Origin of the sequence: Peribacillus kribbensis DSM 17871 (assembly GCF_000430765.1) — a bacterium.
Classification (GTDB): Bacteria; Bacillota; Bacilli; order Bacillales; family DSM-1321; genus Paraperibacillus; species Paraperibacillus kribbensis.
Genome location: NZ_AUMQ01000022.1, coordinates 1 through 14,404 on the forward strand (window position 1 = coordinate 1; position 14,404 = coordinate 14,404).

15 protein-coding genes are annotated in these 14,404 nt (G+C 45.5%); all 15 read right to left on the bottom strand.

The window, feature by feature from the left end; genetic code table 11:
• Positions 1–246 (bottom strand): transposase (locus tag H539_RS0101785; protein ID WP_026692074.1); only part of this gene is annotated, 246 nt, incomplete at its 3' end.
• 356 nt (positions 247–602) lie between these two features.
• Positions 603–683: a stage V sporulation protein SpoVM gene (gene spoVM / locus H539_RS27555; RefSeq protein ID WP_035321795.1), complete on the bottom strand. Its 81-nt coding sequence runs from the start codon at positions 681–683 to the stop codon at positions 603–605.
• Positions 684–759: 76 nt separating this feature from the next.
• Positions 760–1,413, bottom strand: a complete 654-nt coding sequence (locus tag H539_RS0101800) for a thiamine diphosphokinase (protein ID WP_026692075.1) — start codon at positions 1,411–1,413, stop codon at positions 760–762.
• Positions 1,414–1,529: 116 nt separating this feature from the next.
• Positions 1,530–2,180 carry a ribulose-phosphate 3-epimerase gene (gene rpe, locus H539_RS0101805; protein WP_026692076.1) on the bottom strand — a complete coding sequence of 217 codons (651 nt, stop codon included), beginning with the start codon at positions 2,178–2,180 and terminating at the stop codon, positions 1,530–1,532.
• 2 nt (positions 2,181–2,182) lie between these two features.
• Positions 2,183–3,064, bottom strand: a complete 882-nt coding sequence (gene rsgA, locus H539_RS0101810) for a ribosome small subunit-dependent GTPase A (protein WP_026692077.1) — start codon at positions 3,062–3,064, stop codon at positions 2,183–2,185.
• Between the two features lie 64 nt (positions 3,065–3,128).
• Positions 3,129–5,105 carry a Stk1 family PASTA domain-containing Ser/Thr kinase gene (gene pknB / locus H539_RS0101815; RefSeq protein WP_026692078.1) on the bottom strand — a complete coding sequence of 659 codons (1,977 nt, stop codon included), beginning with the start codon at positions 5,103–5,105 and terminating at the stop codon, positions 3,129–3,131.
• A gap of 5 nt (positions 5,106–5,110) precedes the next feature.
• The gene (locus H539_RS0101820; protein ID WP_026692079.1) at positions 5,111–5,860 is read right to left on the bottom strand and encodes a Stp1/IreP family PP2C-type Ser/Thr phosphatase; all 750 of its coding nucleotides are present in this window, start codon (positions 5,858–5,860) and stop codon (positions 5,111–5,113) included.
• Positions 5,861–5,864: 4 nt separating this feature from the next.
• Positions 5,865–6,938 carry a dual-specificity RNA methyltransferase RlmN gene (gene rlmN / locus H539_RS0101825; RefSeq protein ID WP_035321832.1) on the bottom strand — a complete coding sequence of 358 codons (1,074 nt, stop codon included), beginning with the start codon at positions 6,936–6,938 and terminating at the stop codon, positions 5,865–5,867.
• A 12-nt stretch (positions 6,939–6,950) separates the two neighbouring features.
• Positions 6,951–8,300 carry a 16S rRNA (cytosine(967)-C(5))-methyltransferase RsmB gene (rsmB, locus tag H539_RS0101830; RefSeq protein ID WP_026692081.1) on the bottom strand — a complete coding sequence of 450 codons (1,350 nt, stop codon included), beginning with the start codon at positions 8,298–8,300 and terminating at the stop codon, positions 6,951–6,953.
• Complete coding sequence (gene fmt / locus H539_RS0101835) at positions 8,290–9,246, bottom strand: methionyl-tRNA formyltransferase (RefSeq protein ID WP_026692082.1); 957 nt, start codon at positions 9,244–9,246, stop codon at positions 8,290–8,292. Before fmt ends, rsmB begins: the two co-directional genes overlap by 11 nt.
• Positions 9,243–9,728: a peptide deformylase gene (def, locus tag H539_RS0101840; protein WP_026692083.1), complete on the bottom strand. Its 486-nt coding sequence runs from the start codon at positions 9,726–9,728 to the stop codon at positions 9,243–9,245. The genes fmt and def overlap by 4 nt, the downstream gene beginning before the upstream one ends.
• Positions 9,729–9,752: 24 nt before the next feature.
• Complete coding sequence (gene priA / locus H539_RS0101845; RefSeq protein ID WP_026692084.1) at positions 9,753–12,167, bottom strand: primosomal protein N'; 2,415 nt, start codon at positions 12,165–12,167, stop codon at positions 9,753–9,755.
• Between the two features lie 6 nt (positions 12,168–12,173).
• Positions 12,174–13,376: a bifunctional phosphopantothenoylcysteine decarboxylase/phosphopantothenate--cysteine ligase CoaBC gene (gene coaBC / locus H539_RS0101850; RefSeq protein ID WP_026692085.1), complete on the bottom strand. Its 1,203-nt coding sequence runs from the start codon at positions 13,374–13,376 to the stop codon at positions 12,174–12,176.
• Between the two features lie 193 nt (positions 13,377–13,569).
• Positions 13,570–13,782 carry a DNA-directed RNA polymerase subunit omega gene (rpoZ, locus tag H539_RS0101855; protein ID WP_026692086.1) on the bottom strand — a complete coding sequence of 71 codons (213 nt, stop codon included), beginning with the start codon at positions 13,780–13,782 and terminating at the stop codon, positions 13,570–13,572.
• A 1-nt stretch (position 13,783) separates the two neighbouring features.
• The gene (gene gmk / locus H539_RS0101860) at positions 13,784–14,398 is read right to left on the bottom strand and encodes a guanylate kinase (protein ID WP_026692087.1); all 615 of its coding nucleotides are present in this window, start codon (positions 14,396–14,398) and stop codon (positions 13,784–13,786) included.
• Positions 14,399–14,404: the final 6 nt, after the last annotated feature.

Genomic DNA, 14,404 nt, shown 5'->3' on the forward strand with positions numbered 1-14,404 from the left:
ATTCTCCTCCCGCAGCTGTTGAAGCTCCTTTTCATGTTGTTTCTTTAACTTTTCCAGCTCGCCGGGAGTCATATAGTTTTCTTTGTTGACCTGTCTATTTGCTTTCTCTTTGTAGGCACTCGCCCACTTTCTAATGGTTGAGTAGGGGATCTCAAGCTCGAAAGCAAGCTCCTTGGCGACCCGCCCCTCTTCAACAATTAGTTTCGCAACATACTCTTTATATTCATGATCAAAATGTTTCCCCATAAGAACACGTCCTCTTTAAAGTTAATTCAAGTATATGAATTACCGTTTTAACGTGTCCACTTTTGAGACTAACTCAATGATATCCGGACTTTTTATTAATGGAAATTTGTTGGAAGGCAGTGGCCCGACAAGGATAAGCCAGACATGCGGAGAAGGGTATTCCAATACCAATCTTCGCATGCCCTAAAAGTTTTTGCGTCATTTCCCCAATGATTTGCGCCGTTTTTATAATTATTGCGTCTTTACTCATCATTATTGCGCCCATTTCTGATTAATTGCATATTGATCAGCAGACGCTCACCGCCTCCAAAAAAAAACACCCTGAAATAAGGGTGTCACGCCTGGATCTATAAATCTTAATCCTTCTTTAAGACTCCTAAACAAGCTCTTACCAAACCGCCTAGAAAACGTGGTAGTTTAATGGTATAAAATTTCATACAGCCCCTCCTCAGTGAATCTGATACAGTATTCAACTTATCAGCGGATCTGGAGCAATCCTCCTATAAGAGAGTTTTAATCATTGCTTCTTACCACCAATATTATGCCTTCGATGAATGAAAAAGTACCAATATTAGAAAGAAGTTCATTACTAATACATAGTGTTGAGCCCATGGTAATATTCCTGTTATCCAGGGGATATTTAAAGCCTTTAAGTGTGATTCCTTTTACTTCAAGGGTGAGAGGGATGAATGAAATATATTTTTTTTCGGGTATGCTTTCGATATTCCAGGATCCGGGCGTTTTCACATATATGATATTGGTTTTGTCTTCTATGTATATAGGTATGTCGGTTTTTCTCTGCAGGTGACTTTTGGTGAGGAGCTGGATGTTGGCCAGGAAATGGTCAGCACGACCGCCGGTAGCTCCGAATATCCTGATGCCATCCGGATTCTGGGCCCTTGCCCATTCCAAGGCGATCTCCAGGTCGGTGAGGTCCTTTTCCGCAGGATAGATGTCCATGCTGAAAAGGGTGGTCTGCAGGAGCTCAAGTTCACTACCTGTGACAGAATCAAAGTCCCCGAATGCCTTGTCTGGGGTTATGCCAAGCTGCAGAAGAGAATAGACCCCGCGGTCCACTCCTGCCCATATAATTTCTTTATTGTTTTTGTAGTTCAAAAGATCCGGCACAAGCTCCAGAGGGCCTCCTGCGAGAATGTAAATCATCATAATATGTTCATTCCCATCTTCTGTATTGTATAAAATTTTTCTTTTTTATAAGAAAAGAAGCTGTCCCGAAAGGAAGCACTCTATCCGAATGCAGCCTTGCAGGACAGCTCTTCAAATCACTCTGGTCTTAAAGCCTTGATGGCTTTTGCACGATCCGGGTTATTATAAACGGCAGAACCAGCAACAAGCACATTTGCGCCAGCCTCAATGCACAATTTAGCGGTCTGCTCATTCACTCCTCCGTCTACCTCGATTTCAAGTGAGGTATGTCCGATTGAATCGCCCATCTCTTTTACCTGGCGGATTTTTTTCAGAGAATTGTCAATGAACTTTTGTCCGCCGAAGCCCGGATTAACGGACATAATCAAGACAAGATCCACATCCTGAATGACGTGCTGGATGCTCTCTACAGGTGTTGCCGGATTCAATACGACGCCAGCCTTCACCCCGTAAGATTTGATAAGCTGGATGGTCCTGTGAAGATGGCGGCAGCCCTCAACATGTACGGAAATATAATCGGCTCCCGCCTTAGCAAAAGCTTCTATATAGTTATCAGGATCTTCAATCATCAAATGAACATCAAGCGGCAGTTTGGTGATCGGACGTATGGCGTCAACGATCAGCGGCCCGATTGTAATATTGGGGACAAAACGGCCGTCCATGACATCTACATGGATGATATCCGCCCCGCCTTTTTCTACGTCTTTAATTTCTTCTCCCAGCTTTGAAAAATCAGCTGATAAGATGGATGGTGCTATTTTTACCATAATTAATACCTCGGCTTTCGATCTCTTATTTCTTGCAGGAATTCATGATAATGTTCATACCTGTATGCTGGAAGAGTGCCCTCTGCATAAGCTGCCTTTACTGCACATTTGGGTTCTTTATCATGCAGGCAGCCGCGGAACTTGCATCCTTCGCTTATTTCCTGAATTTCCGGGAAACAAAAGGTCAGTTCTTCTGTTTCAATCTCGGTGAATTCAAGGGAACTGAATCCAGGGGTATCGGCCACAAGGCCATCACCTATATGAATCAGCTCCACATGCCTTGTCGTGTGCTTTCCCCGGCCAAGATGCTGTGAAATACCACTGGTCTTTAATTCAAGCTCAGGGCGCAGCGCATTCAGCAATGTAGACTTGCCTACACCAGACTGGCCGGCAAACACGCTGGTTTTGTTCTTAAAGTACGGAAGGAGCATATCAATTCCTTCCTGAGTCACGGAGGAAGTAGCGAGGACGCTGTATCCGATATTTTCATAATCCCCGATGAAGGTATGAATCTCTTTCTTTGCCTCTTCCTCCAACAGATCCATTTTTGTAATACAAATGATCGGCTGTATATCCTTCGACTCAATCAGCACTAGAAACCGGTCAAGCAGAACCGTGCTGAAGTTTGGCTCCAATGCTGAAAAAACAAGGATAGCCTGGTCAATATTCGAAATGGGCGGACGCACCAGCTCATTATGCCTCTCCTTAATTTCCAATACATAGCCGTCGGTCGGATTCTCAGCCTGATAGACCACTTCATCCCCTACCAAAGGGGTAATTTTATCTTTTCTAAAAATCCCTCTGCCTCGGCATTGTATGAGTTGCTCTCCATCAAGCACATAATAAAATCCGCTCAGAGCCTTGACTATTCTGCCTTCTGGCATAGTTTCCCTCCTTCATTCCCCTTTAAACCGCATTTCAAGGGCTGCATATGTCTTCTGTTCTTAGCTATTCTGGATAGGATACAGTTTCATCCTGAATGACTTCATTATCTCGTTCTACTTTGTATTCAGCTTTTTTACCGGGTGCAATTATAAGGTTTATCGTCCTTTTTTCTGCCGCCGTTATTCTAAATTGTGAAAATGGTTCAGATAGGCTATTTTCCATATCCTCTACATAAATCCTGATCATTTGCTCCTTGCCTCCCGCACTCTGATCATATGGGATGTTTACATCAACTGGTACGGTTTTTGGCGGCAGTTCCTTTTTGCCTTTAGAAATGACGACATTGACTGTACTTCCCTTCTCCAGCTGTGTGGAAGGCGCCGGATCCTGAGAAATGACAAAGCCTTTTGGAACCGTGTCACTGTATTCCTCTGACTTTGTATTAATCACCAGTCCGTTATTACTGCTATATTCATCCAAGTTCTGCTGATTAAATTCTTTTAAATCTTTAAGGGTGATTTTTTCAGGGCCCAAGCTGACCGTGAACTTCAATTGCGTGTCCGACGGGACCACTTCCGCATTCGGTGCAGGGTCCTGCTGCAATATGGTCCCAGCCACACTATCATCATTCTCTTTCGTTATCTCCGGTTCATTAAATCCCTGACTTTTAACGATGGTTTGGATGTCATCGATATTTGCGCCCATGAAATCGGAAAGAGTGATCTTTTTCTTTCCGCTGCTGATATAAATATCAACCGTCGTGCCTTCTTTCACAACGCTTCCGATTTCCGGGTCTGTTTTAATGACGGAATTCATTTGGACTTCATCATCTTCCAGCTCCATGGTTTTCCCAATTTTGAAGCCGTGGTCAAGCATGCTTGTCATGGCATTATCCAGCTTTTTGTTTTTAATATCCGGAATTTTGACTTCCTTTGGTGCCGTCATATCAGGCAGGACTGTAAAGGATAAGGCACTCAGCAGGAGCAAAAATAAAAAGGTAGATACCAAGATCATCGGCCATCTTTTTCTTTTCTTGGCCTTCACCGGTTTTTTCTTCTTTTTGTCTTTAGCAGGTTTGCCTTTCTGTACAACAGCAGGCTCGGCCCCTCTAATCAGAGTTTCATCGAATTCCGCAGCCTTGATATCCTTAGGAATGATTGGAATGGCCTTGGTGGCATCCTTATCCTCCGGAAGGACAAAGGGAGCTTCATTCCTCCGGCCGGGGTCCAGGCCGGTTTTTAGATCTTCAGCCATTTCCTCGCTGCTCGCATATCTGTAAAAAGGATCTTTGCTCGTAGCTTTGAGGACACAGTTGGCCACACTCTGCGGGATATCCGGATTCCATCTTTTCGGGGACGGCATTTCGGATTGCAGATGCTTTAAGGCAATTGATATGGCAGATTCTCCGGAAAAAGGAAGCCTGCCCGTCAGAAGCTCAAACATGACGATGCCCATGGAATAGATATCAGAAGTTTTATTGGCCATCCCGCCCCTTGCCTGTTCAGGAGATAAATAATGCACGGAGCCAAGCACGGCATTCGTCTGGGTAATATTCGTAGCACTGAGTGCCATGGCGATACCAAAGTCTGTGATTTTCACCTGGCCCTGTCCGTCTATTAATATATTCTGGGGCTTAATGTCCCTATGAATAATTCCATATTGATGAGCGTGAGAAATAGCTGAAGCAATCTGTTCCATAATATCCAAGGCCTTATCAACAGGGATTGGAAAGTTTCTCTGTATGTATTGTTTCAGTGTCAGCCCATCTACATATTCCATGACAATATAATAAATATCATCCTCTATACCTACATCATAAATGCTGACAATATTTTGATGCGCAAGGCTTGTCGCTGCCTGGGCTTCTCTGTTAAATCTCTTTATGAATTCATCATCATTGGAAAAATCCATTCTCAGAATTTTCAACGCTACCTCGCGTTCCAGGATCATGTCCCGTGCAAGATAGACATTCGCCATTCCTCCGCCGCCTATCATCTCTAAAACTTTATAACGGCCGCTGATTCTTTTTCCAATCAGCATTTAAATCACCCGCTTTCACTTTCATCTGTAAAATGCACAAGTACAAGGGTGATATTGTCTTCGCCGCCGTTTTCATTGGCAAGTCTTATGAGTTCTTCTGATTTTAATTCCATTACAGTTTCTGATTCTATTATTTCCTGAAGGGCGGAATCATTTACTTTATTGGTTAATCCATCAGAGCAAAGAATCAGCACATCTCCCTGGCTGATTTTATGCTCTGACACATCAATTTCCACATTTTTTTCTGTTCCTAACGCCCGGAGAAGGACATTTTTTCTAGGATGGTGCTCAGCGTCTTCCTTGCTGATTTGTCCGCATCTTACAAGCTCATTGACTAAGGAATGGTCCTCTGTCAATTGACGGAGGCTGTTTTGGGACAATAAATAGCACCGGCTGTCCCCAACATGTGCAATCATTACATAAGCTTTGGTGCAGACTGCCGCTACCAGCGTCGTCCCCATCCCCTCACATTCTGGATTGGCCAGGGAATGCTGATAAATCCGGTCATTGACCTTTACGATATGAATTCTGAGCCAGTCTTCTGCTTCTTCCGGATCAGTCATGCTTCCGGTTTCCTTCCAAAGCTCACTGAGCTGGGAAATAGCCATTTCACTAGCCACATCCCCAGCCCGGTGTCCTCCCATTCCATCTGCTACTACTGCAAGTATGCTGCCGTCCTTGTTTGTGAAAACTCCGCCATTGTCTTCATTGTGCAGGCGGATTTTTCCACGGTCTGTTTTAAAAACCGCTTCCATCCTTTCACCTCGTCTCTTCTTTTCTCTCCTTCGCTCTCAGCTGGCCGCAGGCAGCATCGATATCATGGCCCTGTTCTCTTCGAATTGTCACATTAACGCCGGCGTCCTTTAACGTTTTTTCAAATTCAAAGATTTTTTCTCGAGGTGTCCGCACATAGTCGCGTTCAGGTACATAATTAACAGGAATTAAGTTCACATGGCACTTCAGCCCTTTAATGAGCTGAGCCAATTCTCTGGCATGCTCCACTCCATCATTTACGCCGCCAAATAAACCATACTCAAAGCTGATCCTCCTGCCTGTCTTCTCGACGTAGTATTTAACAGCTTCCATAAGATCCGGCAGGTTGTAGGCGCGGTTGATCGGCATAAGCCTGCTTCTGATTTCATTATTAGGCGCATGCAGGGATATCGCAAAGTTGATCTGCATCTGTTCGTCTGCGAATTTGTAGATTTTCGGGATGATCCCGCTGGTGGATACTGTAATATGGCGCGCGCCAATATTCAGGGCTTTTTCATGATTGATGATTTTCAAGAAAGAAAGCATTTCGTCATAATTATCAAACGGTTCGCCGATTCCCATAATGACGACAGAGCTGACTCTCTCATCAGTTTCATCCAGTGCCTTCTGTACTTTTACGACCTGGGCAACGATTTCTCCTGCTAGCAGATTACGTTTCAGCCCGCCAAGTGTAGATGCACAGAACGTACAGCCGATCCGGCAGCCTACCTGGGTGGTAACGCAGATCGAATTTCCATATTCATGCCTCATAAGGACCGTTTCAATGGAATATCCGTCATGAAGCTCGAACAGGAACTTGATCGTTCCATCGCTTGAGGTCTGCTGGATCAAGGTATTTAAGGTAGTTATGGAAAAACTCTCTTCCAGCTTGCTCCTCAGATCTTTTGAGAGGTTTGACATATCCTCGAATGTAACGGCCCTTTTTTTATAAAGCCAGTCATAAATCTGCTCTGCCCTGAATGGCTTTTCTCCATTGTTTTCCAGCCATTCTTTTATTTCATGAAGCTCTAGTGAATAGATGGAGGGCTTTTGGTTTTCCTGCTGTGTGTTTTTTCTCATTGAAGTTTCCAATTACTTCACCTTCCTTTTAAAGCATGCTATAAAGAAGCCATCACTGCCAAAATCCTGGGGAAATACCTGGATCATGAAGCGGTCTACCAATGCCCGAGCCGCTTCCGGCAGCCTGTCCTTAATGGTTTCATCACCCTCATATTCAGGATGATTTTCCAAAAATTTGAGGGCCGTTCTTTCATTCTCTTCCTTGTCGACCGTACAGGTGCTGTATACAAGTACACCGCCTCTTTTCACAAGCGGGCTGCTTGCATCAAGCAGCTCCTGCTGGATTTCGGACAGAGAATGGATATCTTCTTCTTTTTTTGTATATTTTATATCCGGCTTCCTGCGCATGACCCCGAGTCCCGAGCATGGTGCATCGACCAGGATACGGTCAAACTGGCCCAGGCCGAAGATTTCCTGTACTTTTTTACTATTATAAGCCCTTGTCTTAATATTGTTTAATTCAAGACGTTCGGCCTGCTGGGTAATGAGGTTCACTTTGTGTTCGTGAAGATCGAGTGATACTACCCTTCCTCGATCTGACAGACGTTCAGCAATATGCGTCGATTTGCCTCCCGGTGCTGCACAGGTATCCAGGATCTGCTCCTCTCCCTCTGCACCGAGTGCGTATCCAACTAGCATAGAGCTTTCATCCTGGATGGTCAAGAACCCCATCTTATACGCTTCTGACCCTGCCAGGTTGCCTTTTAAACATTTGATGCCATCTGGTACGACCACGCTCGGTTCCACCATATATCCCTCTTGCTCCAGCAGGCTGATTACTTCATTCCGGCTGGTTTTCCTGATATTTACCCTGGCTGTCTGAACAGACGCAATCAGATTGGATCTGCACATTCCAAATGTTTTATCATACCCGAATTGTTCGATCCAGCGTTGAACGATCCACTTTGGATGGCTCGTCTCAACCGAGATTCTCTCGATTGGGTCAGAAATATCTTCCAGAGAAGGCAGCCCTTTGCGCTGAATGTTGCGAAGAACTCCATTTACCATCGAAGTATGGCCTTTATGTCCGCGTTTTTTAGCAATCTCCACTGCTTCAAAAAGAACAGCATGATCCGGTATTTTATCTAAAAACTCGAGCTGGTAAAGGGACATCCTCAATAGATTGACCACCCACCCTTGAGTTTTTTTGAAATTGACAAAAGGTTCAAGATAATAGTCCAGTGTCATTTTGCGCTGTATGGTTCCATATGTCAGTTCAGTAAGAAGGCCAGCATCAGACCCTGTAAGCTTATGTTTGGTGATCATCGTATTTAAAAGCAAATTGCTGTATGATTGATTTTTTTCTACAGATTCCAGGACATCAAGCGCTATTTCCCTGACCGTTTTCTGGTTATTTTTCATCGCTGTCTCCTAACTTTATTCCCGGCTGGAGCGAGGAACCGGAGCCGCGCAGATAATCGCGTGCGCTCATTTTCTTTTTGCCGGCAGGCTGGAGCTCGGTAATTTTAATAAAACAGTCATTTCCGGTTCCAACGATCAGGCCATCCTCTGCAAGATCGGCAATTTCACCTGGGGCTGCAGCCTTTTTGCTGTTTATCTTTTGGGAATTCCAGACTTTCCATACCTCGCCCTTAAAAGTCGTGTAAGCAGCGGGCCAAGGATTCAAACCGCGGATATGGTTATAGATTTCTTCCCCAGTCCTATTCCAATCCAGCTTTTCCTGCTCCCTTTTAATGTTTGGAGCGAAAGTGGCCTTCTCTTCGTCCTGCGGGATCGGTGCAAGCCCGCCTGCGAGGAGCTTAGGGAGGGTTTCTGAAAGCAGATCTGCTCCGGCAGCACTAAGCTTATCAAATAGAGTTCCCACATTATCCTCTTCTTCAATAGGAACCTCAACCTGGGTCAGGATATCCCCTGCATCCAGCTTCTCAGCCATATACATGATAGTTATTCCTGTTTTTTCTTTGCCCTGGAGGATCGCATAATGGATAGGGGCGCCTCCCCTCAGTTCAGGAAGAAGGGATGCATGGACATTAATGCAACCATGTTTCGGTGCATCAAGAAGTTTTTTGGGAAGAATCTGCCCAAATGCAGCCGTTACAATTAAGTCTGGATTAAGCTCCAGGATTCTGTTAAGCTCCTCTTCCTCGCGCACCTTCTCAGGCTGCAGCACCAGAATCCCATGCTTTAACGCTTCCACCTTAACCGGCGGCGGAGTCAATACCCTCTTTCTGCCAACGGGACGGTCAGGCTGGGTGACCGCCGCTATTACTTCATAGCCCTCATCTATGAGCCTTCTGAGTACAGGCACTGAAAAGTCAGGGGTTCCCATAAATACGATCTTTGTCATTCTTCTTCATACCTTTCAAGTTCTTCTTCGTTCAGATACTGCTTCACTTTGGAAGTGAACAGCACACCATGCAGGTGATCGATCTCATGAAGAATCGCACGGGCCAGAAAATCCTCGGCCCTTAATTTATAGGATCTGCCTTTACGGTCCTGAGCCTTTATTTTCACCCAATACGGCCGGGAAACTTCTCCATAGAGCCCTGGAAAGCTCAGGCATCCTTCCGGCCCTGTCTGCTCGCCGCCGGTTTCTATAATTTCCGGATTCACCATTTCAATCGTGCCGGACTCGTCCCCGATATCCACAACGGCAGCCTGCTGCCGGATTCCGACCTGGGGTGCTGCAAGGCCCACACCATCGGCTTCAATCATAGTATCATACATATTATTTAAAAGTTTTGCCAACTTCTTATCAAAACTTGTTACTCTTTCACATTTTTCTTCCAGAATTTCATCTGGATACATTACGATCGGTAAAATAGCCAAAAAAGATCCTCCTGCCAGATATCCTTACATAAGCATATAAGGATTTAAATCAATTGATATTTGCAAGCCGTCCTGGGCCGTTTCTTTTTGATAATGGTCCAACACTTTCTTCAGCATTTTTTTCAGCTGAGGCTCACGTTTGTATTTTATCAGACATTGATACCTATATCTATCATTCATCCTGCTGATGGGCGAAGCCGCCGGCCCCAGTACGGCAGCACCGCTGCCCAGACCCGTGCCGAGAAATTTGGTGATCTTCTCTGTTACGGAAACGGCCTTTAACAGATCTTCATGGGATACATTCACAAGGGCGAGGTAGTAATAAGGGGGATATTTATTCATTTTTCTCAGCAGCATCTCATGCTGATAGAAAGAATCGAAATCCTGTTCCCCGGACAGCTCTATACTATAATGCTCGGGAGTATATGTCTGGATGACTACCTCCCCTGGAAGCTCATGCCTGCCTGCCCTTCCGCTTACCTGGGTTAGGAGCTGAAAAGTCTTTTCAGAAGCACGGAAGTCAGGAAGATGCAGCATCGTATCTGCTGTCAGGACACCCACTAGGGTGATATTGGGAAAATCAAGTCCTTTTGCGATCATCTGGGTCCCGAGCAGGATATCCGCCTTCCCCTCCTGAAAAGCATTCAGGAGCTTTTCATGCGATCCCTTTCTCCCGGTCGTATCCACGTCCATCCGTATGACTCTAGCCTCAGGGAGAATCTTCCCAAGTTCATCTTCCACCTTTTGGGTACCAGTCCCAAAAAAGCGGATATAGTCACTTTGGCATTCAGGGCAATGGGTGGGCATGGCCGTCTCAAAGCCGCAGTAATGGCATTTCAGCTGATTGCTGTGCCGGTGATAGGTAAGAGATATATCACAATGCGGGCAATTCATTACATTTCCACAGTCCCGGCACATGACAAAAGAAGAATGGCCTCTCCTATTTAAGAAGAGGACGATCTGTTCGTTTTTATCCAGCCGGTCCTTAATCTTTTCAAAAAGCTTCTTTGAAAACATGGATCGATTCCCGGACCTTAATTCTTCCCTCATGTCTACAATATCCACACTTGGCAGGACGGAGTGATTCAGGCGGTTTCTGAGGGTCAGCAGCCTGTAGACGTTTTTCTGTGCCCTCGCAAAGCTCTCTAGCGAGGGAGTGGCACTTCCCAGTACCACCGGGCAGCCATGAAATTCACTTCGTTTAATAGCAACATCCCTGGCATGATAGCGTGGATTTTCTTCCTGCTTATAACTCGATTCATGCTCTTCATCAATGATGATGATTCCAAGATTTTCAAAAGGAGCGAATACCGCTGAACGTGCCCCTACAACTACCTTGACTTCCCGGCGCTGGATCTTTCTCCATTCATCATATTTTTCTCCGGCTGAAAGTCCGCTGTGAAGCACTGCCACTTCATTTCCGAAACGCCCTTTAAAACGCTGGACCATCTGGGGTGTCAGCGATATTTCAGGGACAAGCATGATGGCTTCCTTTCCTTCCTTCAAGACCGAGTCGATTGCCTGAAGGTAGATCTCCGTCTTGCCGCTTCCTGTGATTCCATATAGGAGGAAGGTATCATCCCTGTGTGAATGGATAGAATCCAAGAGCGGCATAAGGGCCTCATTCTGTTCTTCCGTCAGCGTAAAGGGAACGGTGGCTTCAAAGCTTCTGTCCTTAAATGGATCACGGTACACTTCTCTTTCCCGCTCCTCCAGAACTTTTTTTTGAACGAGCGACTTGACTGTCTGGGCGGAGACCCCTGTTTCCTCAAGAAGTGCCTTTAAACTGATTTCCGATTCATGCTCGATAAAGAATCCGCACACCCTCTTCTGTCCAGCTGCATTTTGTGGAAGGGAATCCCGGTAGCTTTCCAGGGCGGCTGTGTCCATGACCGGCTTGATGAATTTCAGTCGCTTTTTATTTAATTTATTCTTCACCTGATAAATGACTTCTACATTCCCTTTTACTGCTTCGCTCTGAATATGGGCTGGAGAGGAGCTTGCCAGCACATCGTTCCATTCCACTGTATCTTTATGTTTAAAAAGCTCTTGAATTGAGACTGGCAATTCGTTTTTGTCGATATCATCCGAAAGGCGGAGATGCTTTTCATACTTTGCCTTCAGCGCGGCAGGAAGCATGACTTGGTAGGCGGATATTTTATAGCACAGGGTTTCTTCTGTCAGCCAGTTCCCGAGCCTGAGGAGCTCCTCATTCAATACCGGTTCAAGATCCATGGGTTCAATAATCTCTTTCAGCTTATCAAACTCCGAATGGTCCTTTACCCCGGATACAAAGCCCTGGACCTTGCGCGGACCGAATGGGACAATGACCCTCATTCCAGGTATAATCACATTCCGCCATTTTTCTGGTATCTTATAATCAAACTCACGGTCCGTCTGCTTAGCCGGTACATCGACAATCACAGAAGCTATATTCATAGACCATCATTCCTTTTTATTTAAGAATTCGATAACCTCGTTCAGTATATCTCTGGCCACCCCGGATTTTGATTGTAATGGCAGTGCCTTTGGTTCGCCTTCTTTTGTAAAAATGGTGACAATGTTTGTATCGGTCCCGAATCCTGCACCTTCTGCTGTAACATTATTGGCCACGATCATATCGGTATTTTTCCGTTTCAGCTTTGACCTCGCATAGTCCTCGATATGCTCTGTTTCTGCCGCGAAGCCCACAAGCATCTTCGTCCCTTTCCTGGCCCCAAGCTCCATCAGAATGTCTTTGGTCCGTTCGAGTTCGATGACCTCATCTCCAGGCATCTTCTTCATTTTCTGCGGGGAATAATGTTTAGGGCGGTAATCGGATACGGCAGCTGTTTTAATGACGGCATCAGCACCCTCATAATTCGCCATGACTGCCTGATACATTTCTTCAGCCGATTCTACAGAAATCAGATTGACATGTTTTGGGGGAATCAGTGATACAGGTCCTGAAACGAGGGTAACCTCTGCCCCAAGCTTTTGGGCTTCTTCCGCTATGGCATATCCCATTTTCCCAGTAGACCGGTTTGAAATGAATCGGACGGGATCAATGCGTTCCCTGGTAGGACCTGCTGTGATCAGAATCCTCTTTCCTGTTAACGGCCTGGATCCTGAAAAGAATTGAATCAGCTTTTCCACAATACTTTCCGGCTCCTCAAGTCTGCCTTTACCGACATACCCGCAGGCAAGATATCCCTCGGAGGGCTCAATAAATTCATACCCGTATCCGCTTAAAATCTTCATGTTTTTTTGGACAGCAGGATGCTGATACATATGCACATTCATAGCAGGCGCCACCCAGACAGGAGCCTCGGAGGCAAGCAATGTGGTGGTAATCATATCATCCGCTATGCCCCCGGCAATCTTACCGATAATGTTCGCGGTAGCCGGTGCGATTAGAATGAGATCTGCCCAGTCTGCAAGCTCAATATGGGCGATTTTTTTGGGTATCTTTTCATCGAATGTATCTGTGTATACATCATTTCTGGACAGTGCCTGGAACGTGAGGGGTGTTACAAATTTTGCTGCTGATTCACTCATCATGACCCTGACTTCAGCACCCGCCTGCGTCAGTTTGCTTGTAAGTGCAGCAGCTTTATAAACGGCAATTCCGCCGGTCACACACAATACGATTTTTTTATTCATTAACATAAGGTTTCCTCCAGCATTTAACTGATTTTATTATGAAGGATATACAGGCATTTTTCACCTTATTTACCTCTTGATCTTACGCACGGGGCAGGGGGACTCCCCCCCTTGGAAAACAGAAAAAACCTGCGGCAGGCAGGTTATCGGGCAGGTTTATCTGCTGTTGTAGATGTGCAGGGTGTTTTACATAAACACCTCAGCTGTTTGATTCTTCCGGCTTGTTGGTATAGCCAAGGATGCCGGCATTGATTTCCTCCAAGGCCTTTCCAACCTTCTTGTGGGATACTACATTTTGCAGCTTGGAATCGTCCTTTTCCTGCAGCTGTCTGGCCCTCTTAGCCGCAACAGAAACAAGGGAATATTTAGAATCAATTTTATTTAATAATGAATCGATAGAAGGATATAGCATATTATTCACTCTCCAGCATAGTTTTATAGCGTCGCTCCACCCGTTCACGGCGGCAGTGCTCCGCAATGACAATCGCATTAATGCGTTCACAGGCGTTTTGCACTGTATCATTCTCTACCACATAGTCGTATAGATGCATCAGTTCAATTTCTTCCTTAGCAGCATTCATCCGCTGCCGAATCAGTTCCTCGGTTTCTGTCCCCCTGGTTGTGATCCTGTTCTCAAGCTCGGATAGACTAGGCGGCGCAAGGAAGATAAATAATCCATCCGGGAACTTTTCCCGAACCTGACGTGCACCCTGGACTTCGATTTCAAGGAAGACATCCTTGCCTGAATCCAATGTTTCGCGGACATAGTCCACCGGGGTGCCATAGTAATTGCCGACGAACTCGGCATATTCAAGAAGCTTCCCCTGTTCAATCAAAGCTTCAAATTCCTCTCTGGATTTGAAAAAATAATCCACTCCGTGTATTTCACCTTCACGAGGATTCCTTGTTGTCATCGAAATGGAATATTCAAATGCTGTGTCCGGGCGGCAGAATATCGCCTTCCTAACTGTCCCTTTGCCCACGCCGGATGGGCCGGACAATACAATTAACAACCCTTTTTCTTTCAATTAACT